The organism is Vibrio neptunius, assembly GCF_000967495.1.
Lineage (GTDB): Bacteria > Pseudomonadota > Gammaproteobacteria > Enterobacterales > Vibrionaceae > Vibrio > Vibrio neptunius.
Genome location: NZ_JXXU01000040.1, coordinates 176,384 through 200,674, shown reverse-complemented (window position 1 = coordinate 200,674; position 24,291 = coordinate 176,384). Strand labels below are relative to the sequence as shown.

Below are 24,291 nucleotides of genomic sequence, written 5' to 3'. Positions count from 1 at the left end.
TGTTTTGATCTCTAGGCTAGTTATAGTTGTAAGAATGTTTTGAACTGCTCAACGATGCCTTCTGCGGTCTCCTTGTCCGCCATCTCCGCAAAGATACGCAGAAGAGGCTCGGTACCAGAGAATCGGGCAATGACCCAGCCGCCATTTTTGAAATAGACTTTAGCGCCATCTTCGTAGCTCACGTGTTCAATTTCAAACTCAAACTGTGGTAGTTGCTTCTCGACATATATCATGTGATGCAGTGCCTGCTTTTGCCCGGCTTTAAAGCTACAGTCTCCTTCTGCCGTATAGGCATAGCCGTATTTGGTATAAATTTCATCAAGAAGCTCAGAAAGCTTTTTACCTGTTACTGAAATCATTTCAACCAATAGACTGGAGGCGAATACGCCATCTTTACCTTTGATATGGCCACGAATCGTCAAACCGCCCGAGCTTTCGCCACCAATCAGCGAATCATTGGCTTCCATTTGTGAGCTGATGTGCTTAAAGCCCACGGGTACTTCAAAGCTCTTCTCACCATGGTCTGCTGCTATTTTGTCTAGAATATGAGTGGTCGCGATGTTACGAACTACGGAACCGGACCAGCCTTTGTACTCAAGCAAGTAGTAGTAAAGCAGGATCAACACTTCATTAGGGTGAATAAAGTGACCTTTTTCGTCGATGATGCCGAGACGATCAGCATCGCCATCGGTGCCAATACCAATGTCGTAACCTTGCTCTGCAACAAGATGTTTTAGACGATACAATGTGGCAGCGCTGGGAGATGGCATCAAGCCACCAAAGTCAGGGTTTTTGCCATCGTTAATCACATCAACGTCACAGCGACCATTGATCAATACCGTTTGCAGCGCGTTTTTAGCCACACCAAACATGGGATCAATCAGTACACGTAAATTGGCTTTTCTGATCGCTTCTATGTCGATAAAGTCGATGATCGAGTCGACGAATTCGTTCATTGGGTTAATGATGGTAATCAGTTTATCTTCAACCGCCTGCTCAAACTCTACGCTTTGCACTTTATCGCCAGTTAAAGTTACAATTTGAGTTTCGATCTTTTCAGTGATTATCTCATCGGCATCACGGCCTCCTTCAATAAAGACTTTAATACCGTTGTAATCTGCTGGGTTGTGGGACGCAGTAATGCATGCCGAGTAGGCACAACCCATCGCTTTGGCTTTAAACATCACAATTGGCGTCGGAACAAATTTGTCGATGAAGCTAACGGGAATATTGTTAGCGGCAAGCACCTCGGCGAACCAGCGACCCGCTTTGTCAGATAAAAAACGACGGTCGTAACCAATAATGAACCCTTTGTCGGCGACTTTCTCATGGTTGATGATGTTTGCCAGCGCTTGGGCAACCAAGCGAACATTATCTTTGGTAAATTCTTCACCGATAAATGCGCGCCAGCCACCAGTACCAAACTTAATCATTGCTTTAATCCTTTATTGAACAAAAGAGCCTCTGCGAGAGAGGCTCATTGGGTAGTTAACCAAGTACAACGACGACGTCGTTAACGCTGCCTTTTGGCTGTACGGGTATCGCGGAGCCAGACACTTCTTCTCCATTGACTAGGATCGATTTGACCCCTTTGCTCACTGAGTCTGGGTTCTCCACTTTGATGTTGTACGTTGCCTCTAGCCATTGACGAGTCACTTCGAAACCCGGCCAGTTGGTTGGGATACACGGATCAATCGTCAGTCCGTCAAAACCTGTACGTACGCCGAGAATAAAGTTGGTGACTGCGAAGTAAGCCCAACCCGATGTGCCAGTTAGCCATGGGTGATTCGCCCGCCCGTGATCTTGGTGGTCACGGCCCATAATGAACTGTACGTAAGAGTAAGGTTCTGCAATCCGTTTTTCGATGATGTCGTTTTGGTTGTATGGGTTGAGTGCATCGTAGAATTTCATTGCACGGTCACCACGCCCCAATTTTGCTTCTGCAACCCAAGCCCATGGGTTTGGGTGTGAGAAGATAGCGCCGTTTTCTTTCACGCCTTGATAAACGCGAGTCACGAAGCCGATGTCATCGTTAGGTGTTGCGAAAGACGGCGAGTTGAGGTGTAAGCCATATTCAGAGAACAGGTTCTCATCTACGGCATCCATTGCTTTCTCGCCGCGTTCTTGGGATACCGCGCCAGAGAGTACAGCTAAGGTGTTTGACTCAAGGTGTACACGACCTTCTGCTTGTTGTGCTGTACCGATTTTGTCACCGCTCTTGGTTAGGCCGCGGATGTACCAACCGCCTTCATCATCCCAAAGGTGTGCTTCACATGCTTCGCGGACATTTGCTGCCATCTCGGTATATTTCTCAACGTCAGAGTCTTTACCTAGATATTTCGCTAGGTCGATGAACTCTTGCAGAGCCCAGAAATGGAGGAACGACACCATTGAAGATTCGCCACCGCCTAGGTTTAGACAGTCGTTCCAGTCTGCGCGTAGACCTTTACAAATACCGGTTTGACCTACGTATTCAGCAGAGAAGTCTAATGCTGCTTTCATGTGGTCATAAACGCTGGCATCGCCACCATCTGCGTAAGGGATCATTTCGTCGAAGAAGTTGTGCTCACCGGTTTCCATTACGTATTTACAGATGGTTGGCACTAACCATAGGTGGTCATCCGAACACGTGTCTTCAATGCCGTGGATTTTGTCTTCGTCGGATGGGGTAGGAACAACCGTTGGCGACTTAGACGGTTTCACATCTGCTTTCTCTGGATCGAACCAGTCTGGATCGAATAGGTGCAGACCATAACCCGCTTTCACCTGACCGCGCAGTAGATCAACGATACGCTTGCGTGTCATTGCTGGGTTGGCATGAGGGACTGAAATCGCGTCCTGTGCGGTATCGCGGTAACCAAGGCCAGTACGACCACCCACTTCGATAAAGGATGCAAAACGAGACCACACGACACAGGTTTCTGCTTGGTATAGTGTCCATGCGTTGATCATGGTGTCTAGACCTTCGTTTGGTGATTTCACTTGGAACTTGCCACAACGCTCATCCCAGTGGGCTTTGATACCAGCGAAGGCGTTATCGACCTCTGCTAGGTCTTGGTATTTAGCACGTAGGCGCTCACCATTGCCTTTGCCGATACCTAGAATGTAAGCAAAGCGAACTTCTTCACCTGGTTGGATGGTAAATTGCTTGTGTAGAGAACCGCAGTGGTTGTAACAAGTCTGAGCCGTGTTGGAGCATTGGCCCTTTTCCACGGCGATTGGGTTGGCTTCGTCGCGGTAAAGACCTAGGAAGCTGTCACGCTGACCGTCGTAAGAATCTGGAGAAAACGTCGAAGCAAGGTAGTAGAAACCTTCGAAATCGTTGGTGTTGTAGTACAGGTCGTATTCAATTACACCTTCATTGTAAGTCGTACCTGCGGAGTACAGAGACATCTGATGGTTTTGGTTGTCAGATTGGATATGGCTGAATGAGAATTCAACAAAAGAGAACGCGCTGATGGTACGTGGTTTTTCAGAGGTGTTCTTGAGCACCACATCCCAAATTTCAGCGTCTTCGCCTTTAGGGACGAAGAGTGTTTTCGTCGCGGAAATGCCGCTGTATTCACACTTGAACTTAGAGTATGACAAGCCATGACGGACTTCGTAGTTTGCTTCATCTAGGCTTTTGGCCACTGGTTGCCAAGAGATTGACCAATAATCACCTGTTTCATCATCACGCAGATAAACGTAATGTCCTGGGCGATCGAAGGTCGCATTCGGGCGGAATTTAGTAACACGGTTGTATTCTGGCGAGTTGTAGAACGAATAGCCCCCCGCATTGTGCGAGATAACCGTACAGAACTTCTCAGTGCCTAGGTAGTTTGTCCATGGCGCAGGTACGTCAGGGCGAGTGATGACGTATTCACGATTCTCGTTATCGAAATAGCCGTATTTCATGTTTTATTCCTTTTCCTACAGCCACTGAAACGGTGGCTTAATGTATTTGCTAGAGAAAACTGCTAAGGGCTATGGCCGCCAGCAAAAGTTATTTCCAAGGGTTGCGATAATTGATGCCTTGTTTATCGAGTAAAGATAAGTGGCCTTTCAACCTTGCTTGATAGTCGTACCAGTCGCGATGTTGTTTCATTGTCCAGCAAGCTTCTGCTATGGCTGTCAGGCGAGGGAACACCATGTAGTCCAGCCGTTGCTGGTGGGAGACAAGTTCACACCATAGCGCGCACTGAATGCCGAGAATACGTTTACGGATAGGGTCTTCTTGTGGAATGTCAGCCAGAGGTTCATAGCGATACGCGCTTTCGAGAGGAATGACATTCGCCCAGTCGACGCCAGGTTCTTCAGGGGAATAATCCTGTGCCATATCTAGATAGGTCGATTGGGCTGGTTGTAGGACAACATCGAAACCTTGTTTGGCACACTTGAGGGCTGCCTCTTCACTCAACCAAGAATAAATTACGGTATCTTTGCTGACTTTATCTCCGTGCTGAGCTTCTTCCCAGCCGACCATACGCTTGCCCAAAGAGCGTAATTTTTGCTCGGCATATCGCAGCAGGTGCCCCTGAAGTTCTTTAGTATTCTGGTATCCTTCAGATTCCATTAATGCTTGGCAATTCGCGCTCTGGAGCCAAACGCCATCAGGCACTTCATCGGCGCCAATATGCACCCAAGGGGCTGGAAACAGACTGGAGACTTCTTCAAGCACTTTATCGAGAAACTCGTAAGTACCTGGTATTGCAGGAGAGAGAACATTATCGGTGTAATGCTGAATACTGCGATATGCCGATTTGTCGCTCGGATCGAGCAGTAATTCTGGAAGGGCTTTAATCGCTGCTCGGCAGTGACCCGGAATATCAATTTCAGGAATGACGGTAATACCTCGCTCTTGAGCATAAGCAATCACTTCTCTTACCTGATGCTGAGAATAATACCCGCCATATACTGGCGAAAGATGACTAAATTGCGGCTTGAGTGCCGAGTCTCTTCCCCGAAATGCCCCTACTTGCGTGAGCTGAGGAAAAGCGTTGATCTCCAGTCTCCAGCCTTCATCATCGGTTAAATGCCAGTGAAAAGTATTGAACTTGTAGTGAGCGAGTTGGTTAATTAACCGTTTGATATCGTCGATTGAATGGAAATGGCGAGCGCAGTCGAGCATCATGCCTCGGTATTTAAAGCGAGGCTTATCCACTACTTTGACATAAGGTACTGATAATTGGTCGTTATCTTGTTTTATGAGTTGCATTAACGTGGCACTGGCATGTACGAAACCTGCAGCCGATGCCGATTCAATCCTGACACCTGTAGCGGATACGATCAGCTGATACTGACTTTCATCCAAGGTTGGATTATTGCGAAACAGGATTTCGCTTTGACCAATGGCCTTGGCCTGATAGCCAAAAATAGTAGTTAGTTCTGTCTCTAGCCAAGTCGCTGCTTTTTCGGCTTGCGCAGTTTGCAGGGTAATCTGGCTGGAGGCCGATAAATGAAAGGTTCCACCCTGATAACTGATCTGGTTGGGTGCCGGGATCAGTGAGTGCTCCGCAGCAGGTATCGGGTCAAGTTGGGTGCGCTCTTGATAGGGGGAGGCGATAGCAATAGGCGTCAACGTCACTGCTAACTCATTAGCATCATTGTCACTGACAATCAAAGCATCTTTGAGGCCGTCAGTGTAAAAGCGCAATGGCGCTGTATTGATGCTAAATTCGCAGTAATAATGCTGATTTGCGTCGAGTGTGTAGCTATCCGGAGTAACAACGCAAAAGCTGCCTGTTTGTTTGATCGAACCGTGACTAAAGCTATCAGGAAGGATGTAGCGGTCAATGATGAACTGCAAATGCCAATTGTTTAGTGCTTGATCCGACAGGTTGTGTAGCGTCAGACCAAAGCGACAGTATTGCTTATGCTCAGACAGAACGGTGAGGTCAATACGATAACTCATGGTATCCCCTTTAATACAGGTTATGCTCTGGTTTGCCAGCAAACATTAATGCCCCTTCAATGGCATCGAACTGGGGTTCAACAATCCACTGTTGAACAGGAGGCGAAAGCCAGTCATGCATACGCTCTGCTATGCTGCCCATTAGGCAGATTCGGTTGGCACCTTTCTTATGTAAGGCGAGAATGAACATTTCAATGTCGGCTGCAGTTTGTTTAAGCAACGAGATAGCTAATGAATCGGCTTGGGCCGCATGGCGAAAAATCATTGGCGAAAACTGGCCATAGTCACGGGGTAAGGCGTTTTTCGACCAACTCACAATTTGGTCGACATCGTTGGAGAAGTGGGTCATCACTTCTTGGCATAAAGGCGTTTTTTCACCAATACCATCTTCAGCAATAAGCACTTTTTGAATTAATGTCAGCCCCATCATGGCGCCACCGCCTTGATCGGAAATAGGAAACTCTCGCCCCCCTACAACATGCTGCTCATTACCGGACAAATAAATGCCACAAGATCCTGTCCCAGCAATCATAATCGCTCCACTGTCGCCATTGTGAGCGCCTAAGCACGCCCCATAAGCATCAGTGTTGAGTACGATAGAAGCGAAAGGGTGGGCTTGAACCATAAACTCATGCCAAACCGACCTTTGTTCTGCACCAGCCAAGGCTAACCCTAAATGCATGTGTTTTAGTTGAGATGAGTCGAGTTCGGCTTTTTGCGCAGCGATTGTTACTGCGTCAACAATAGAATGAAGTGCCACATCGACCCCTAAAAGAATATTGGCGCTGCCACTTTTACCTTCTCCAAGTTGCTTACCGTGTTGATCTCTGATGCGTGCTCGGCAAGATGTGCCTCCGCCATCTATTCCGACAAAATACTCAGTCATGTTAGTGCTCCTCTATGCGACTGAAATGAGCTTGCTGAGCCATGATGGCAAGTAAATACCATGCACTATGAGGAATCCATTGCTCGCCCCAGCGCCAGTTTTGTAGCATGTCGTCTTTTTGCCCTACTGGGTTAAATGCAATATCGTCTGAATCGTCGAAGCCTGCCGTTATGCCGTTACAAATCCCTCCTTTGGCATTAAAAAATCCAAGGTGTGGTAAATAGTCGGGATTGTTGCGTCCGTGTCCATCTAACATGCACATGTCATACGGGTTAAGGCCGAGAATCCAATTGAGAGCATTTTGGGCAAACTGGTTCAGCTTGTTTTTTTGCTCAGCGTCGCATAGATGCCGCTGAGCGAGGTACGCCATTGCAGACAATGACGCTAAACGGGCATTTTCTCCCTGCCACCAATAGCCACTCTCATTATCCTGAGCGATGAAGAAAGCGTCCTTTTTTACTTGATTGACGCCTTTAACATACTGACGTGGATAGCCAAAAGGGTTGGCGACTTTAGTGGAAACCGTCAGTTCAAATTGACAGGCATACGTGATGGTATCGACTGTTGATTGGCGTTGTTGTGAGTCATCTTCGATCTCTAAATACAGGCATAGAGCAATGACAGGTAAGCCAGCTTCCGCCGCATGATAATAAGGACGTGAGCCGTCCTTATTCGCTGACCAGAAGTTCTGGATAAGTGCATCTGACTGCTGTCGCTGCGTTAAACGTGCCGCCCAGTATCGGCTTTCTTCAAGATAGAAATGCTTTTGCGTTGTTTTGTACAGTTCTGCGCAGGCCATCAGTGCGCAATACTCATCAATAATGTTTTCTTCGCCATCATTGAGGTAGTGACAATTGAGTTCTTTTAGGTGGTGGTAACCGGACTCAGCAGCATTCAGGTATTGCTGCGTGGTAAAGTCGCCATGGGTATCCAAACGTGCAGCTGCCGCTAATGCTGCGATGGCGATGCCACCACCTTGACGAAAGCCAGCCTGAAAGTCATCTGATTTGTGGCCGTCTTGCGTTGCGTAAGAGCATATTTCACGCTGCTCTGGGTCTTTCGACCACTTATCAAATACTGTGGTATAGAAATATCCCGATTCGTGCTGCATCCGGACTAGAAAATCGGCACCAAATAAAGCTTCTTCTTTGAGACGTAACTGAGTAAAGCCTGCCAGCTTTGCGTTGGTACTGCATAACTTAAGACCTTTGAGTATATTCCACACCACCATTGGAATTTGTTGTGGGTTCAGATAGTTGGCATAAGAGAGATGACTTAAATATTTGCTGACGTCACCAGAGGCATCGTACCAGCCTCCACGAACGTCGACAGTTTGACTGCTGTTTAGTAGCGGTATGTTTTGATCCTGATGATCGTAGATGCCGCTGCTGCGTTGGGATTTAAAATAGTGCAGTACGTCAGACAGTGTGGAGGTGAAGAGCAGATCTTGTGCGATCGAAAAAATAGAAGACTGGCAACTATTGTACTTAAGGTAATAGCGCCCTAGTGTTTCCACGCTGGAAAAATCAATGCGAAAAAAATACCCCTGGTGCCAATTTGCCACTCGAGTCCCAATCTCAACATCCAGTGATGCAACAGTCTGATGGCTATCTGCACAGACCAAAAGGGCAGTGGAAGATGGTAGGTTGGGAACATCTGCCATCAAAATAGCCTGTTTTGGTCCCAGAGATTCATAACCAATATGGTTCGTAAGTAGCAGCATTAAAATCTCCCAGCAAATCTGATGAGCCAAGTTTTATAGGCTGGCTTCAACATGGTGTTAGCTTTGATACAAGTAACAACGCACAAAGTGGTTGTCTGACAGTTGAGTGACTTCTGGCAATTGTTCACGGCATTGATTGGTTGCATGCTGGCAACGTCCAGCAAACGGGCAGCCTAGGGAGTTAGGTGTCCAAAGAGGGATCTCTCCTTTCTTGCCTTTAAGCTGTTCATGGATCGACTTGCTTGGATCCGGCACAGCGGAAACCAGTAATTGAGTGTATGGATGCTGGGGAGTGTGAATGATCTGTTCTGTATCTCCCCATTCGACCATGTGACCGACGTACATTACGGCAAGATCTTCTGCGATGTAGCGCGCGGTTGCGATGTCATGAGTGATGTAGAGAAGTGACATCTGTTTTTCAAACTTCATCTCTTCCATCAAGTTAAGAACGCCCGCGCGAATCGAGACATCCAACATGGATGTTGGTTCATCCGCGAGTACTACCTCAGCGCCAACAGCAATATTACGAGCTAGGTTGACCCTTTGGCGTTGACCGCCGGAAAGTTGGTGCGGGAATTTTTGCGCGGTTTCTTTAGGCGGAATGAGTCCTACTTGCTCAAGCAAGTCGTAAACACGTTCTTCCAATTCCTTCTTATTGCCCGGTTTGACCTTTTTATGGATCAGCAATGGACGGGCAATATGATGGAAAATATTATGGGTTGGGTTTAGAGATCCAAAGGGGTCTTGCCAGACCATTTGCACGCCTTCGCGATAGGCCATTAGATCAGAACGAGAGCCAATGCTCTGGATATCACGCCCCTTATATTCAATGGTGCCGCTGGTTGGGGCATACATCTTTGCGATCATCTTGGCAGTGGTCGATTTGCCTGAGCCTGACTCGCCAACCACTGACAAGCCGCGACTTTTGTACATTTTAAATGATACGTCGTTTATCGCGCGCATCATGGGTTGCTGCAGCGCATTACTGTTAATAGGAAAGTCTTTAACGAGGTTTTTCCCTTCCACTAGTAGTTCACCAAATTCTTTGCTCATTATTGTCTCCAGTAATCGTTATGTTTTTGTCTTCCAGCGCTAGAGTTTGGCTTGGACTATTGGCTCACCATATAGGTGGCAGTTTGAGAAACGACTTGGTTCTATCTGTTTCAGTTGAGTTGGTATCTTGGTACAGGCTTCGTGGACACGATCGCATCTTGCTTGGAATCGACAACCTTGTGGAATTTCCAGCAGGTTGAGTGGGTTGCCAGGGATACCAGTCAACTTGGTTTTTGGACCAGTGAGTGGAGGGAAAGAGCTTCCCAGCCCTTTGGTGTACGGGTGGTAAGGGCTTTCTAAAATTTGCTTTGATGGCGCGACTTCGATCAATTCACCGGAGTACATAATGCCGATGCGATCTGAGAATTCGACCATCAGCGAGAGATCGTGGGTAATGAACAAGATAGAGAAACCAAATTCTTCTTTCAGAGCGTAGATCTTCTGAAGAATCTCGCGTTGGACCACAACATCCAAAGCAGTGGTTGGCTCATCCATAATGATCATTTTAGGATTGAGTGCGAGGGCAATGGCGATAACCAAACGCTGGCGCATTCCACCAGAAAACTGGTGAGGGTAGTCAGTCAAACGGCTTGGATGAATGTCTACAATTTCTAGTAACCCTTCTGCGCGTTTACGTGCTTGCTCACGCGTCATGTTGGTATGACGCATAATCACATCGCAAAACTGTTCTTCCATGGTTAGAACGGGGTTCAGCGCATTCATCGCACTCTGAAATACCATTGACATTTCGCTCCAGCGAAAGGCTTGCATTCTTTCATCGCTGTAGTTGAGAATGTTTTCGCCATTGAAGATGACTTGGCCCCCGGTAATAAATGCAGGCGGCTTGTGCAGTCGCATTAACGAGAACGCGACCGTTGATTTTCCGCAGCCTGATTCGCCCGCTAAGCCAAAGACTTCACCTGGAGCGATATCAAAGCTGACATTGTTACAGGCTCGCACGTCGCCCGCTGCTGTAATGTAATCAACACATAAGTTACGGATAGAAATGAGTGGGGCTGTCATAATTATTTATCTCCGCTCCAAAGTGCATTTTGTGGTGCCAGTTCTGGCTCACGTTCTTTTTTGTCTTGCTGGGCTAGTTTTTTCCAACGCTTCATCCCTTTGTGCGAGCGCAGCTGCGGGTTAGCAATTTCGTCTACAGCGAAGTTAAGTAATGCCAATCCAGTCACAAGTAAGATAAGGGCCGCACAGGGTGCAAACAGTTCCCACCAAGCGCCAATAAGCATTGAGGATGAAGTTTGAACGTTGTACAGCATGATGCCCCAGCTAACGGTATTAGGGTCACCTAAGCCAAGGAAGGAAATGGTCGCTTCCATCATGATGGCGTACATCACTGAACCAATGAAACTTGCGCCAACAATTGGAATTAAGTTAGGTAGGATCTCGACAAAGATGATGCGCCAAGATGATTCGCCGAGTACTTCTGCGGCTTTAACGAACTCTTTCTCACGCAGAGCTAAAGTTTGTGAGCGAATGACCCTAGCTCCCCAGGCCCAAGCAGTTAGGCCAATGATCACGGCGATGGTTAATGGTCCGGCCTCGCCAATGAACGCGGCCAATACGAAGAGTAGAGGATACTGTGGAATAACCAACATGATGTTCATTGCTGCGGTTAAAAAGTCATCGATGCGACCACCGAAATAACCTGCTGAAATGCCGATCACAGTGGCTAGAAAGCACACAGTAATACCAGCACCAAAACCGACGGCAAGTGATACTCGAGCACCGTGGACAAACTGCGACCAGACATCACGTCCCATGCGGGTGGTCCCCAGTGTGTGATCGGCTTTTTTCGACATCAACAGCGTGCGGCGGTCTGTTGCTAGGTTTTCTGCCACCCAGCCGTCTGGGTTGGCTTGCGCTGATTTCACGATGAAAGCTGGGTACTCGTGTGGGTTACCTGTACGTTTGTCCGGTGCGTGTTTACTGAGCAGAGGTGCTGCAAGTGCAATAAACAAGAAGATGCCGATGATGATGCTACCAATCAAAGCGATTGGGTTACCTATGATGAGTTTGATGAATCCCTTCATGATTATTTGCCTCCCTTACGTAGGCGAGGGTCAAGAACGACATAAAGCATGTCAGCCAATAAGTTAAAGAACAGCATGAATAGCGTCATGATCAGTAGCTGGCCCTGAAGAACTTGATAGTCACGAGCTTTAATCGCATTGAAAAGTACTGAACCTAAACCTGGGTAGTTGAAGATGATTTCGATGATCAACTGACCACCAATCGCCATACCTAGCGCCATGGATAAGGCGGTTACACTAGGTAACAAAGCATTTCGTGCTGCGTAATTGAAGACCACACGGTTCTCACTCAAGCCTTTGCCTTTGGCCATTGTGATGTAGTCTTCTGCTAGCAGGTTAATCATGTTGTTGCGCATATTGACAAGGAAGCCACCGATCTGAACAACAGACGCGCAGAAAAGAGGAAGGACAGCGTGATAAGCCACATCTTTAATGAATGCCCAACTCGTCCAATCTGGAGAAGTACCGGCGGTATACGCATAGCCAGTCGGGAACCACTTCAAGCCAATAGCAAATATGAACATTGCAATCATAGCAATGACGACTTGTGGTACGGCTTGAATGATTAGCATGCCCGGTGTAATGAATGCGTCGTACTTGCTACCGCGCTTCCAAGCCGCGTAGATGCCCAGAATAGAACCGATAGAAAAAGACAGAATGACCGCTGTGCCCGCCAAAAATAGTGACCAGCCAAATGCGCTACCTAGCAAGTCATTAACGGCGAGTGGGTAAAACTGGATGGAAGTCCCCAGTTCCCAACTGAGTATGTTTTTCATGTAGGCGACGTACTGGACAAAGAGCCCACCATCAACAAAACCCAGCAGTTCTTTCATTGCGGCAATGCGCTCAGGCGTCACTTGGACAGATGCGTTAGCAAACATCATGGTGACCGGATCGCCCGGCATTGCCCGTGGAATGATAAAATTAAGTGTCGCGGCTACTAAAAGTGCGACAAAGTAAAATGACAAACGTCTTAAAAAATAACCCATAACTTACACCTTACTCGCCCAGATTTTCCCTGTTTCTGGTTTCAGGTCGCTCCTAGCGAAAGTCAAAATTGAGAGCGAACAACCCCCTGACGACTGGCGCCATACTTTAATTGGTTAAAGTTTTTGGGGAAAAGGCGGCGCACGGAATGTGCGCCACGCAGATGAACGCTTACTGAACTGGTTTTAGGTCCAGAACGTGAAGTAGACGCTCAGGAATACCAGCCCAAATGTTTGGACGGCCCTTGGGATTGTCTTTATTCCACCAACCAGTGAAGCGAGTTGTGTTGTATTGATACATGTAAGCACCAGACATGACAGGTACAGTTACTTGATCTGCGGCAATGATTTGCTGGATGCCGTGAGCAATTTCTAGCTGCTCGTTTTTATCAGCTGTTTTGTAGAAGCTATTAAGTAGGCCATCTAGCTGATCATTTTTGTAGAAGTGCATGGCAAAGCGAGGCATGCCATCACCAGATTGCAACGCTGAGTTGTAAGCACTGTTCCAGTAAGTGTAGGGATCTGCACCATGGAAGTAGTTGGTGTACGAGACATCGTAGCTACCTTCCAGCATGGCTTGGTTATACACAGAGAAATCCGGTGTACGAGCTTTGGCTTTGATGCCCACTTCAGCGAGCTGTTCTACCGCTAGCTGAACAGTATTGTTGAAGTCTGTCCAACCGTTTGGTGATTGAATCAAGAGCTCAAATGATTTACCTGACGGCGTGTCTACAAAGCCATCTTTATTGACATCTTTAAAGCCTGCTTTGTCTAGCAGTGCTTTTGCACCCCTAACATTGTAAGTGTTGTACGCTTTGTACTTATTGTGAACATTTTCGTCAGACCAAGCTTCAAATGCATAACCAAGGCCTGAAGCAAAGTCGTTAACTGTACCGCCACCGTAGTAAGCAATATCAATGATGGTTTGACGATCCAGTGCCATAGAGAACGCGCGACGGAAATCAACATTGTTCAAGGCTTCATGCTTAGCTGCATCTGGGTTATTGAAGTTGATGACGAATGCCTGAGTACCCGCTGGTGGATACCAGTATTGGTGGCTAGGGCTTGACGCTGCATACGTGCGGTCAATATCTGGAATAAAAGACGACGTCCAATCCATTTCGCCGTTAACCACTTTTCCAAGGAACTGATCATTGTTGGCGATTTGAGGTACCCGAAGACAATCCACTTCCAAGTTGTCTGCATCCCAGTAATTCGGGTTACGACACTGAATGTAGAGTTGCGCAGTAAAGGTATCGATTTCAGTGAACGGGCCTGAACCTACCGGGTTTTCGTTCGTGAAGGTCGCTGGGTTTTTAACATCCTTCCAAATATGCTCAGGAACAACTGGCACCTTAGCAATTTCGTAAGGAACGTTAGAGTTCGCCTCAGTTAGGCGGAATTTGACTTGGTAGTCATTCAGTTTTTCAACACCAGCCACCCAAGAGTTGATACCACTTTGGTCCAGCTCTGGCTTCTCTTTTACTAGGTTAAAAGAGTAAACAACGTCGTTTGCATCAAAGGTTTCGCCATCTGACCATTTCACGCCTTTACGAATATCGAAAGTAACGCTCATTAGGTCATCAGACATTTTGAAGCTTTCAGCCAAACGGAATACAGGAGTGTTACCATGCATTTCGTTAAACACAACAAGAGGCTCGTATAAGAAGTCTGTTGTTGTGTGAAGGTTAGTGGCTCCTAAATACGGGTTGAAATTGCGTACAAAAGTGGTGAATTCTTTAGGGTGTACTGTTAGTTCACTGCGTTCAGCGGCGGTAGCGACAGAAGTAAATCCTATTGTCGCTACTGCAATAATTGCTGTTGCTAGCGTTGTTCTTTTAATATTGGCAAGCATAGCTGTTCCTTACTATTTGCTTTCATTTCACTGTATGGAATCGAATGTCGTCAATGGATAGACGCTCCCTAAAACCTACCTCAATCGTATCCTTAATATGCGGAGGAGCATAAGGCGATTGAGTGGCCTGTAGGCCTTAGGCAAGTTAAGAAAACACCTTTACGTTAAATTTGGCAATTGCCCATCTCGTTAAAAACGTTAAAAAACACACTAAAGACGTTAATTTCGTTAATCCACTCTTTTTCTGCTCAAATATTCACTCGTTTTTTGATTGGAGTTGGATCGCATTATTGAAGATGATTAAGGTTGTAAGTGAGTAGTTACTTTCGTTTTTTGTCTTTTTTTTCTTTGTTTTTATGCTGTTTTTTAGTATATGAGACCATTGTCACTAAAGAGTTTTAGGGTTAATTTATAACGGAAAATTAATTCTGCCGTCTTGTTGTGATTATGTTCGCAAACTGAGTTATTTTCTTCAATGAGTTGCTAAATAACGGCCACTTTGGTTTAGTAAGGGCCAAATAGCATCGGATTTTTCCGCTTAAATTTAAGTTGTTTTATTTTGTGTAAAAACTTTTGATATCCAACTCATTTGATGAATTTGTCTTTGAGAGAGGTTAGACAAAACAAAGCCCGCTGGGCGGGCTTTTTAGTTGAGGCATCTAGTTGGTAAGAAGGTGTTGAAGCTTGTCTCGCAAGTGTTCAATATGAGTGCGTTCTGGACTCATTTCCTGACAATGTTCCAAAATGTAGTCCAAGGAATTTAGAACCGTTCGCCAGCGTGGTGTTTTTGGTAAGGTTTCTATTCGAAGGTATTTATCTAAAGTACGGGTTTGCAGTGTGCTCCGGTCAAGATATACACGCCACAAACCACTTTGTTCAGCGAATACAAACTTGCTTTGGCCGGTAACATTCTCCCAGTAGAGCAGAGCACTCGCCATTGAATCGACCAGCACTTCACGCATGGTATCTTGCTTAGATTGGTTTTCCGCAGTCACACGATCAGCCAAGCGTGTGAATTCTCCACCAAGTTCTTTCAATTCCTGAAGCTTCGCTTTATCACCTTCAAAAGCGTAGCTAGATAGTGCTTCGATGGCTGTTTCAAGGTTGGTGATTCGCGCAGCATTGACTCCGCCCCCAACATCGAAAATATACATGGATTTTAGTCCTGACCCTTCAGGAAGTTTTAATATATCTGCGGATAAGTGTTGACGAACATCTTCAACATAAATATCAATAACGCCACAGTAGTGCTGCTGATCTACCATGAGGAATTTCGGTGCAATTAATTCATCCGCGTTGGAACGCCTCAACTGTTCTGTGGAGCGCTTAAATAGACGCGAGGCGGCATCATTGGTAAAGCGTATTTTATTGTCGTCGCGAACACAGATAATAGCTTCCGGTGCGGACTCTAATTGTTCTAATAAGCGTCCTTGTGTCTCCAATAAACTGGCTTCAACCATGGCGCGTTGTTTCAGCTCATTTTGCAACTGCTGGTTTTCAATTCTACGCACTTCAGCCTTGCTAGCGGTTAAATGTGCTGTAATCCTTGCAGCGAGCTCTTGTTTATTAAAAGGTTTTGATAGGTAGTCATTGGCGCCAGCTTCAAAACCTCGAACTCGATCATCGGGCTGATTCAAGGCGGTAAGCATAATGACGGGCAACTGAGCATGGTCGTAGTCTTTGCGCAATACTTCACATACTTGGTAACCGCTCATTCCTGGCATCATGATATCGAGTAGCATCAGTTCCGGTTTTTCATGATGAACGGATTCAATAGCTTCTTCACCGTTTTTAGCGGTGCGTACTCGGTAGCCTTCAAGGCGAAGGAAGCTATCTAAGACACGTAGGTTGACGGGCTCATCATCGACTACTAAGAGTAAGGGGCCGTCTGGGTTTTCTGGTAAGTTTGAGCCTTCGAATAATTCGAGGTCATTATTTTCTGGAGCAATGAAATGTACGCCTTCGATATGATTTGCTAAAGATATCTGCTCGCTTGAGGCGATGGGCAAAGTGAAGCTAAATGTTGTACCAACCATAGGTTGGCTGCTGACGTACAGCGTGCCTTGCATTAAATCGATTAACTGACGGCTTATGGACAGCCCTAAACCTGCACCTTGCCGATAGCGGCTGCTATCGCTACCTGCTTGAATAAGTGGTTCAAAGATGTGCTCGAGCTGATCAGCTGGAATTCCCTGACCTGTATCCACCACCTGTACTCTGATATTTTCGTCAACTTGGGTAGCGGAAATAACGATTTTACCTTCAGTGGTGTATTTGATGGCGTTACCAACGAGATTGTAAAGCACTTGCTCTAAGCGTTGAGGATCAGCGCTTACCCATAGCGGCTCGTTAGGAACCTGATTAATGATGCGAATGGGTTTATTACCTAATAAATGATTAGATAGTTCGAGTACCAAGCGCGTGGCACCAGAGATATCGACTGCTTGGGTGTCGATATCGAGATTTCCGTAGCGCATTTTGTGGTAGTCAAGTAGGTCGTCAACCAAGGTTGCGAGTCGCTGGCCGCTACTGATGATGATGTCAAGTTGGTACTTATGATTGGCGGTAATTGGCCCATTAGCACCGGAGATTAGTGCTTCTGCGATGCCTACCATGCCATGGAGTGGTGTGCGTAGTTCATGAGAAGTGGTGGCGAGGAACTCGTCTTTCAGTTTATTTGCGAGTTGCAGTTCATCATTTTGTTTTTGTATCAGTTTAAGATTACTTTCTAGCTCCTCGTTCTGCTGTTTTATCAACAGTATTTTGTCTCGAATAGAGCGTTGCATGCGTTCAAAACTGATAGCCAGTCGACCAATCTCGTCCTTCCGCTCGGTATTGATCATATTAGTATCGAGGTCACCTGCCGAGACTTTTTCTGCAGCCCAGGTTAGCTTCAACAAAGGAGCGGTTATAAAATTGGATAAATAATGAGACGCGGCAACTACCAGCACGATTGCACATAGCATGGCAAAAACAAACACAGTTTCGAGTTGGTGGACCCGTGCAAAAGCCTCTTTTTCGGGAACTTCTACCACAATCGCCCAGTCGATACCTTTAAACGAAATTGGGCTGTAAGCCGCAATAGTCGCTTCACCGACCATATTTGTGTATGTTCCGAAATCGGTTTTGCCCTCTAATGCTAAATCAACCACTGCGCGGCTCTTGTCGATATCTTTTTGCTCGTACGCCATCGTTCTTGATTGATGGTCAGTACCGACCAGCAAGGTTTTCATTGCTGAGGCATTGTTTGTATCGGCTATTAGCTTGGTTATGCCATTGTTTGGTAAGCGGAACATGGCATAGCTGTGAAGGTAGCCTTGTTGGACGATAGGAGCACCGAGCCAAGCGACAGGTTTACCTCTATCCATCTTGAAATCGGAAACAATGACGGGCGTATAGTCTTCATTGGATTTACGCTTTTTGGTGACTTGAGTTTTCAACTCATGGAAAGTGCTGCCTAAGTTGGTCTCTCGAAAACGACCAGTCAGTAGATTCGTTCCGTAGTTATCGTTTTTGTAGATCGAATAGGTGACATTACCTTCTAAGTCGACGAGCAAAACATCGTCGAAGTCAGAGCGTTTAAGCAGCTCTAGATAGGCGCGATGGTAGCGTTTATGAAGCAATCGGTACCGTTCAGAGCCATTGTAAACATTGGATTGAGGAAGGATTGACGTTTTTATTTGATCTCCAGAGCCCGGAATGTAACGTTGCTGCGCATAATCACGGGCTTGCTCAATATCTAAACCTAAACTTCGAAAGGCATTGACCAATCCATAAAAGCGGCCGCCACTGGCATAAGCCAGTTCGGAGCGCACGAAGCCCATGATCTCTGATTCTTTGGCATACATGTAATCGACGACTTGCTGCTGTTTGCTGTCACGCACTGAGATTAGGTGAGAGGTACTTTGTTCTTGTAGATCTTTGGTGTGAGATTGTAAAAAGAAGAGCGCAATAATGGTGAGAGGCGTAATGCTAAGCACCAGAAAAGCCAACATCAAAGTGTGTTGTAGGCGCTTAAATCTTTGTTTTCGATACAACTTGAACATGAGCTAACTAGACTTTCCGTTGTCAAAGCAAGCGATAAACTTGCCTAAGTAAAAACGTAACTTTCTTTGAATGACAAAATTAACGAGTTTTTTTACTTTGACAAGTAAGTCTAAATTAAAGCGTGGTGAGATGCGCAAATTTTGCGATATTGGAAGAAATGAGCCCGATAGAAAGGGAAGGTTCGGGCCTATTAATTACTTCTTTGCGTAGTATATAGCGAATTTGTTGGTCTTATTTAGCGTCTCACAATTACCAAACGCCTGTTGAATAATGGGTGGGTACTTGAGAAAACTATTGGCAACAATCAACAGTTGACCATTGGTATTCTGGTATTTTGGCGCATTAGCTAATAGGGTCTCCGTGGCACTGTAGCTGGTATCTAGACCAGAATGAAAAGGCGGGTTACTGATAATAAATTGATAATCTTGGCTGGTATCAGAGTAAATGTCTGAGGCAAACACTCGTCCTTGTAATCCATTGGCGTCAAGTGTCGCTTTACTCGATTCAACCGCTAGTGCACTGATGTCGCACATTTCGAGTTCAATCTCAGTATGGCGCATTGCTATCACTGAGCCAATCACTCCGGCACCACAACCAAAATCCAATACTTTTCCTGACAGCGCTGGCAGAGAATCTAACAGCAATTGGCTACCAGTATCGAACTGACCGTGACTGAATACCCCAGGTAAACTTTTGATCGTCAGTTCATACCCTTGATAGCTAACCTGATACTGCTTAAACCAATCGTTTAGATTGAACTCAGCAGGCTGCTCAAGGCATTGTCCCCAGTAAAAAGAACAACGTCTTGCTGAATCGAATTTATTGATTGGTCCATAGGGTTTAAACATCTTTTCGATGCTTTTTACCCCCGAGCGATTTTCACCAACAACGACGACTTCAGTTTCTGGCCCTAGTTTGGCCAGCAACATAGCCAGCAAAAACTCCGCTTCCGCTTTTGCTTTAGGCCAGTACAGTAGAATCATGTCGGCTTGAGTCTGCTGAGTAAACTCCGCGCCAAACACGGTAGTGAGCTGAGAGTGGGGCTCCAGCTGACGATAATATCCATAATTAGTCGTGAACACAGTGACGGACTCACAGTGTTTGGTTAGCTCTAGAGGGAACAGATCTTCTGATTCCCCAGCAACAAGAACATGTTTACCTTTAAAGTAGGCGAGTTGTCGTTGCGCAATTTGGCTCGGTGCAATATAGGCAGACATAATGGACTCTGACTGAAAAAAAGACGGGGGATTTTCGCATAATCCCCCGCATTCTTGAAGTTTTCCTGTTCCTTAGATGTTAGTTTTGATCTTGTTCGTCGAGGAAGTCCTGAAATTCTTCTTCGTAAATATTAAACAGCACCATAGTGATGGCGAAAATCAAAGGGCCGTAGATAAGGCCAATCAAGCCAAAGAGGTGAAGACCGCCTAACAGAGAGAAAAAAATCATCAAGGTATTCATCCCTGCGCTGCCTTGCATAAGAAGCGGTCTTAGTAGGTTATCTATCGAGCCGACAATGGCAATACTCCAAATAGTTAGGAAGATTGCCCAAGTAGTATCTCCGGTTAGGAAAAGATAAGCGGCAGCTGGAATCCAGATAAGTGCAGTGCCGACGACTGGGATAAAGGAAGCAAAACCCATCATGGTGCCCCAAAATAAGCCAGGAAAACCAGCGAGCCACATTCCAAGACCACCCGCAAAGCCCTGAGCGATTGCGGTTAGGAATGACCCCATAACGGCGGATTTAGATACTTGTTCAACTTCATCCAGTAGTTTGTCCTCTTGACTGCGAGACAGCGGTAGAATGTGACGAATCGCGGCAATGATTTTGTCATGGTCTCGAAGCAAAAAAAACAAAACAAACAACATCAGGAAAAAGTTGAGTAGGAAGTTAGTGGCATCGCCTAGGATTTTTGCACTGATACCGACTAAGTTCGAACCAAATGATGTGGCGAACTGAGCCACTTTCTGACCGATTTCCTGAGGTTGAATCTCATCAAAAGGTAAGTAGGTATTGATGATTGACAAGCCTTTTACCACCCAAGGATGTTCAAACAAAGCCTGGATGCCGCCATGCGTTACCCATTGATACACATTCTGTGAAAAGGCGGAGCCCTGCTGAACAATCGCGGCAAAAACGAATAGTAGCGGGAGTACTATGATAACGGTAAGCAAGGTGCAAGAGAGTAGCGATGCGAGATTTCTGTAGTTCGGCATTCTGTTTTCAATCCACTCATGAATAGGAAACATCAGTAGAGAGATGATAAATGCCATCACAATTGAGTTGATATAAGGTTCAACTAACAGGAAACAGGCAAAGCCAGCAGCAAGTAAGGAAATAATCAACACCCAATGGCTGGAAGTTATTTTTAGTTTTTCTGACACGTTTGTTGTCCAATTATTCATCGCGATAGCAGTATAATGGCTGTAAAACATTGAGTCTTCAATGCAATATCAAAATGTTATCAGCGTAGGATGAAATTATGGGCTGTTGTAATGATGATAAATCCTGTTGTGGGGGGATTAAGCCGAAGCGAAAAATTCCTTGGTTCGCACTGATTCTTTTTCTTCTGGTAGTTTTAGTGGTATTTAACTGGCGATAAAAAAGGCTGCATGCGCAGCCTTTTTTATTATCATGTTGAATTACGCTTCTTTGGCTAGAATAGCAAAACAGCGATCTGCTGCTTCTAATGTCGCTTCAATCTCTTTGCTGCCATGCGCCAACGACGCAAAGCTGGCTTCAAAAGCCGACGGCGCTAGATAAACGCCATGCTCTAGCATTAGGTGGAAGAAGCGTTTAAAGCGTTCGATGTCGCATTTAGTGACGTCTTCATAGCAGTTTATCTCTTCCTGTTCCGTAAAGAAGAAACCAAACATGCCACCGACTTGATTCACGACCATTGGAATGCCGTGTTGTTCGGCAAGAGATTTAAAACCATCGGCTAATTGTTTGGTCTTTGAGGCTAGGCGTTTCTCGTTACCTTCTTCTTTCAATAAGCTTAAACAAGCGTAACCTGCTGCCATTGCTACTGGGTTGCCAGACAGTGTGCCAGCCTGATAAACCGGGCCTGTTGGTGCAATGTATTGCATTACGTCTTTACGGCCACCAAAAGCTCCCACAGGCATACCACCACCGATGACTTTACCTAGGGTAGTGATATCTGGCTTGATATTGTAATAGCCTTGAGCACCACCTAAAGCGACGCGGAAACCAGTCATGACTTCATCAAAGATAAGCAGTGCACCTTCTTCATCACAGATTTGACGTAAGCCTTCGTGGAATCCTGCGACTGGTGGGATACAGTTCATGTTGCCCGCGACGGGTTCAACGATAATACAAGCGATTTCGCCTTTGTTGGCTGCGAACAGTTCGCGAACAGAATCTAAATCATTAAATGTCGCGGTTAGCGTGTGCTTTGCAAAATCGGCAGGAACACCTGGAGAGCTTGGTTGACCAAGTGTCAGTGCACCAGACCCCGCTTTTACAAGCAAACTGTCTGCATGACCGTGGTAGCAGCCTTCAAACTTGATAATTTTGTCTCGGTTGGTAAAGCCGCGTGCGAGGCGAATAGCACTCATGGTCGCTTCTGTACCAGAGCTGACCATTCTGACTTGTTCCATTGATGGTACGAGCTCAGAGACCAGTTCTGCCATTTGGATTTCCAATTCCGTTGGCGCACCAAAGCTAAGACCGCGTTGCGCTGCTTCAATCACTGCTTCGCGAATGACCGCGTGGTTGTGACCAAGGATCATCGGACCCCAAGAGCCAACATAATCAATATACGCTTTACCATCAGCATCGAAAATCAACGGGCCATCTGCACGTTCTACAAAAATAGGTGAGCCGCCAACGCCATTGAAAGCACGTACTGGAGAGTTAACGCCACCAGGAATAGTCTGTTGTGCTTTTTCGTAAAGCTCTGCTGATTTGGTCATGGATATATCCTCTTTTGATTGCTCGGACCAATTTGGCTGGCATTGTACCCGCCGATTCCTATTCAAGAAAACGCTTTACGCCACATTATGGGCAGTTTTCCATCAAGAAAGCGGAGTTTTTATGAAAAAAATCGACGAAAGGTGGTGAATACTTGAACGGATAACTCAGGTATTAGATAATGGACCGATTATAGAAAGATGATTTATCCAAAACTGTGTGCAGTGATTTGGATTTACATGAGTGAGAGAGGTCATCGTGAGCGAACTAAATATCCCACTAACATTTTCAGATGCAGCGGCACAACGTGTCGGCGCGCTAATCGCTGAAGAAGAAAATCCAAACCTGAAGTTGCGTGTTTACATTACGGGTGGGGGCTGCAGCGGCTTTCAGTATGGCTTCACATTCGATGAGAGTGTCAATGACGGCGATACCACGATTGTAAATAGCGGCGTCACGCTTGTGGTTGACCCAATGAGCTTACAGTATCTTGTTGGTGGTCAAGTAGATTATACCGAGGGGTTGGAAGGTTCACGTTTCTTTGTTAGTAACCCCAATGCGACAACAACTTGTGGCTGTGGCGCTTCATTCAGTGTCTAAATCAAAAGCTTTATCTGAAGAGCCGCGCTAAGTCGCGGCTTTTTTCTGCCAAATATCTATGCAACTCGGCCAGAACTGAGACCTCGGCTAAATTACTGTCCGACTGTATTTTATTTTTTATTGGTTAATTTATATCCTGAGCTTATAAGCGTTGGTGCTTTTACTCAGCAAAGGATTGTTATGGGCAGATTTTCACTATTCCGTTTTCTCGCGGTCAGACCCTACATTGTTTCACTCGTTATTATTCTCATTTTATCAATTTGGCTTGGCCTTGGTACACTCAAAGCGGACGGTGGTCAGCCTGAGCATCAACAAGAGGTTGTGCCATTGGCGAAAGTGGCCTTTCAGACCTTTACTGCTCAAAGTACCCATAAATCTATCGACTTATACGGCAGAACCGCACCAGAAAAACAGGCCAAGCTCGGTGCAGAGATCGCGGGTAAAATCGTTGAGTTAAAAGTACGTAAGGGATATAGCGTCAAGCAGGGGCAAACCATTGCTTTGATTGATAAAGGGGATTTGGAGATCCAGCTTGAGCGTGCTAAGGCCATGCTCAAAGTGCGTGAGAAAGAATACAAGGCGGCTCAGTCACTTAAGGATAAAGGATTACAAGGTGAGGTGGCTTTCAGCAATGCGCAGGCAGCCTTAGTTGAAGCCAAAGCAATGGTCAGTAATGCCAAGATTGCTCTGAGAAACACCGCGGTCACGGCACCATTTAGCGGTATTGTCGACAGTTTAGATATCGAACTCGGCGATTTTGTTGGCGTTGGTGATCCGGTCGCTAGTTTGATTGACCTTAGTCAGATAGTGATTGAAGCCGATGTGAGCGAACGGCATATCCAAGACCTCACACTAAACCAGCCTGCGTCAGTCAGTTTTATTGGTGGCGAAAAAGTCGAGGGTAAGGTTCGTTATATTTCTCGGATTTCTTCAGCTTCAACCAATACTTTTCCGATCGAAATTATTCTGCCTAATCCACAGCAAAAAATCCCTGCAGGGATCAGTGCAGAAGTGGAACTCAATCTTAAGCAGCAATTGGCGGTGAAGGTGACTCCAGCAATGTTGGCCTTGGATGAATCTGGCAACTTAGGGGTTAAAACGCTTGTCGATGAACGAGTGCACTTTATTCCGATTCAGCTAGTAAAAGCAGAGCAGGACGGCGTGTGGCTGACAGGCTTGGGTGAGCAGGTCAGTATTATCGCCACCGGGCAAGGTTTTGTACGAGACGGCGATCAAGTGATCGCTGTCGAGCAGCAATAGTAAGGA

General features: G+C 46.0%; 16 protein-coding genes. 2 read left to right on the top strand and 14 right to left on the bottom strand.

Annotated elements, in window-relative coordinates; genetic code table 11:
• Nucleotides 1-20: 20 nt before the first annotated feature.
• From TW84_RS13935 to hemL, 14 genes are all read right to left on the bottom strand, one after another.
• Nucleotides 21-1,433, bottom strand: a complete 1,413-nt coding sequence (locus TW84_RS13935; protein WP_045976240.1) for a phosphoglucomutase/phosphomannomutase family protein — start codon at nucleotides 1,431-1,433, stop codon at nucleotides 21-23.
• A 55-nt stretch (nucleotides 1,434-1,488) separates the two neighbouring features.
• The gene (locus TW84_RS13930) at nucleotides 1,489-3,897 is read right to left on the bottom strand and encodes a glycoside hydrolase family 94 protein (RefSeq protein ID WP_045976239.1); all 2,409 of its coding nucleotides are present in this window, start codon (nucleotides 3,895-3,897) and stop codon (nucleotides 1,489-1,491) included.
• Nucleotides 3,898-3,985: 88 nt separating this feature from the next.
• A complete protein-coding gene (locus tag TW84_RS13925) occupies nucleotides 3,986-5,893 on the bottom strand; it encodes a beta-N-acetylhexosaminidase (protein ID WP_045976238.1) in 1,908 nt (635 codons plus the stop codon).
• A 10-nt stretch (nucleotides 5,894-5,903) separates the two neighbouring features.
• The gene (locus tag TW84_RS13920; protein ID WP_045976237.1) at nucleotides 5,904-6,779 is read right to left on the bottom strand and encodes a glucosamine kinase nucleotide-binding domain-containing protein; all 876 of its coding nucleotides are present in this window, start codon (nucleotides 6,777-6,779) and stop codon (nucleotides 5,904-5,906) included.
• A 1-nt stretch (nucleotide 6,780) separates the two neighbouring features.
• Nucleotides 6,781-8,502 carry a glycoside hydrolase family 9 protein gene (locus TW84_RS13915; RefSeq protein WP_045976236.1) on the bottom strand — a complete coding sequence of 574 codons (1,722 nt, stop codon included), beginning with the start codon at nucleotides 8,500-8,502 and terminating at the stop codon, nucleotides 6,781-6,783.
• Nucleotides 8,503-8,559: 57 nt separating this feature from the next.
• On the bottom strand, nucleotides 8,560-9,555 hold the full coding sequence (locus tag TW84_RS13910; protein ID WP_045976235.1) for an ABC transporter ATP-binding protein: 996 nt from the start codon (nucleotides 9,553-9,555) through the stop codon (nucleotides 8,560-8,562).
• A gap of 39 nt (nucleotides 9,556-9,594) precedes the next feature.
• Nucleotides 9,595-10,578 (bottom strand): ABC transporter ATP-binding protein, encoded by a 984-nt coding sequence (locus TW84_RS13905; protein WP_045976234.1) that lies wholly within the window; start codon nucleotides 10,576-10,578, stop codon nucleotides 9,595-9,597.
• 2 nt (nucleotides 10,579-10,580) lie between these two features.
• The gene (locus TW84_RS13900) at nucleotides 10,581-11,606 is read right to left on the bottom strand and encodes an ABC transporter permease (protein WP_045976233.1); all 1,026 of its coding nucleotides are present in this window, start codon (nucleotides 11,604-11,606) and stop codon (nucleotides 10,581-10,583) included.
• Nucleotides 11,607-11,608: 2 nt separating this feature from the next.
• The gene (locus TW84_RS13895) at nucleotides 11,609-12,595 is read right to left on the bottom strand and encodes an ABC transporter permease (RefSeq protein WP_045976232.1); all 987 of its coding nucleotides are present in this window, start codon (nucleotides 12,593-12,595) and stop codon (nucleotides 11,609-11,611) included.
• Nucleotides 12,596-12,764: 169 nt separating this feature from the next.
• Nucleotides 12,765-14,447 carry an ABC transporter substrate-binding protein gene (locus TW84_RS13890; protein WP_045976231.1) on the bottom strand — a complete coding sequence of 561 codons (1,683 nt, stop codon included), beginning with the start codon at nucleotides 14,445-14,447 and terminating at the stop codon, nucleotides 12,765-12,767.
• A 659-nt stretch (nucleotides 14,448-15,106) separates the two neighbouring features.
• Nucleotides 15,107-18,493: a response regulator gene (locus tag TW84_RS13885; protein WP_045976230.1), complete on the bottom strand. Its 3,387-nt coding sequence runs from the start codon at nucleotides 18,491-18,493 to the stop codon at nucleotides 15,107-15,109.
• Between the two features lie 195 nt (nucleotides 18,494-18,688).
• Nucleotides 18,689-19,711, bottom strand: coding sequence for a 16S rRNA (guanine(1207)-N(2))-methyltransferase RsmC (gene rsmC, locus TW84_RS13880; protein WP_045976229.1), 1,023 nt, complete (start codon nucleotides 19,709-19,711; stop codon nucleotides 18,689-18,691).
• A gap of 79 nt (nucleotides 19,712-19,790) precedes the next feature.
• Nucleotides 19,791-20,876 (bottom strand): AI-2E family transporter, encoded by a 1,086-nt coding sequence (locus TW84_RS13875; protein WP_045976257.1) that lies wholly within the window; start codon nucleotides 20,874-20,876, stop codon nucleotides 19,791-19,793.
• Nucleotides 20,877-21,134: 258 nt separating this feature from the next.
• The gene (hemL, locus tag TW84_RS13870; protein WP_045976228.1) at nucleotides 21,135-22,427 is read right to left on the bottom strand and encodes a glutamate-1-semialdehyde 2,1-aminomutase; all 1,293 of its coding nucleotides are present in this window, start codon (nucleotides 22,425-22,427) and stop codon (nucleotides 21,135-21,137) included.
• Nucleotides 22,428-22,683: 256 nt separating this feature from the next.
• Here hemL and erpA point away from each other — a divergent pair, with 256 nt between their 5' ends.
• Entirely contained in the window at nucleotides 22,684-23,025 is a 342-nt protein-coding gene (gene erpA / locus TW84_RS13865) for an iron-sulfur cluster insertion protein ErpA (protein ID WP_045976227.1), read from the top strand.
• A 180-nt stretch (nucleotides 23,026-23,205) separates the two neighbouring features.
• Entirely contained in the window at nucleotides 23,206-24,285 is a 1,080-nt protein-coding gene (locus tag TW84_RS13860) for an efflux RND transporter periplasmic adaptor subunit (protein WP_045976226.1), read from the top strand.
• The last annotated feature ends 6 nt before the right edge of the window (nucleotides 24,286-24,291 follow it).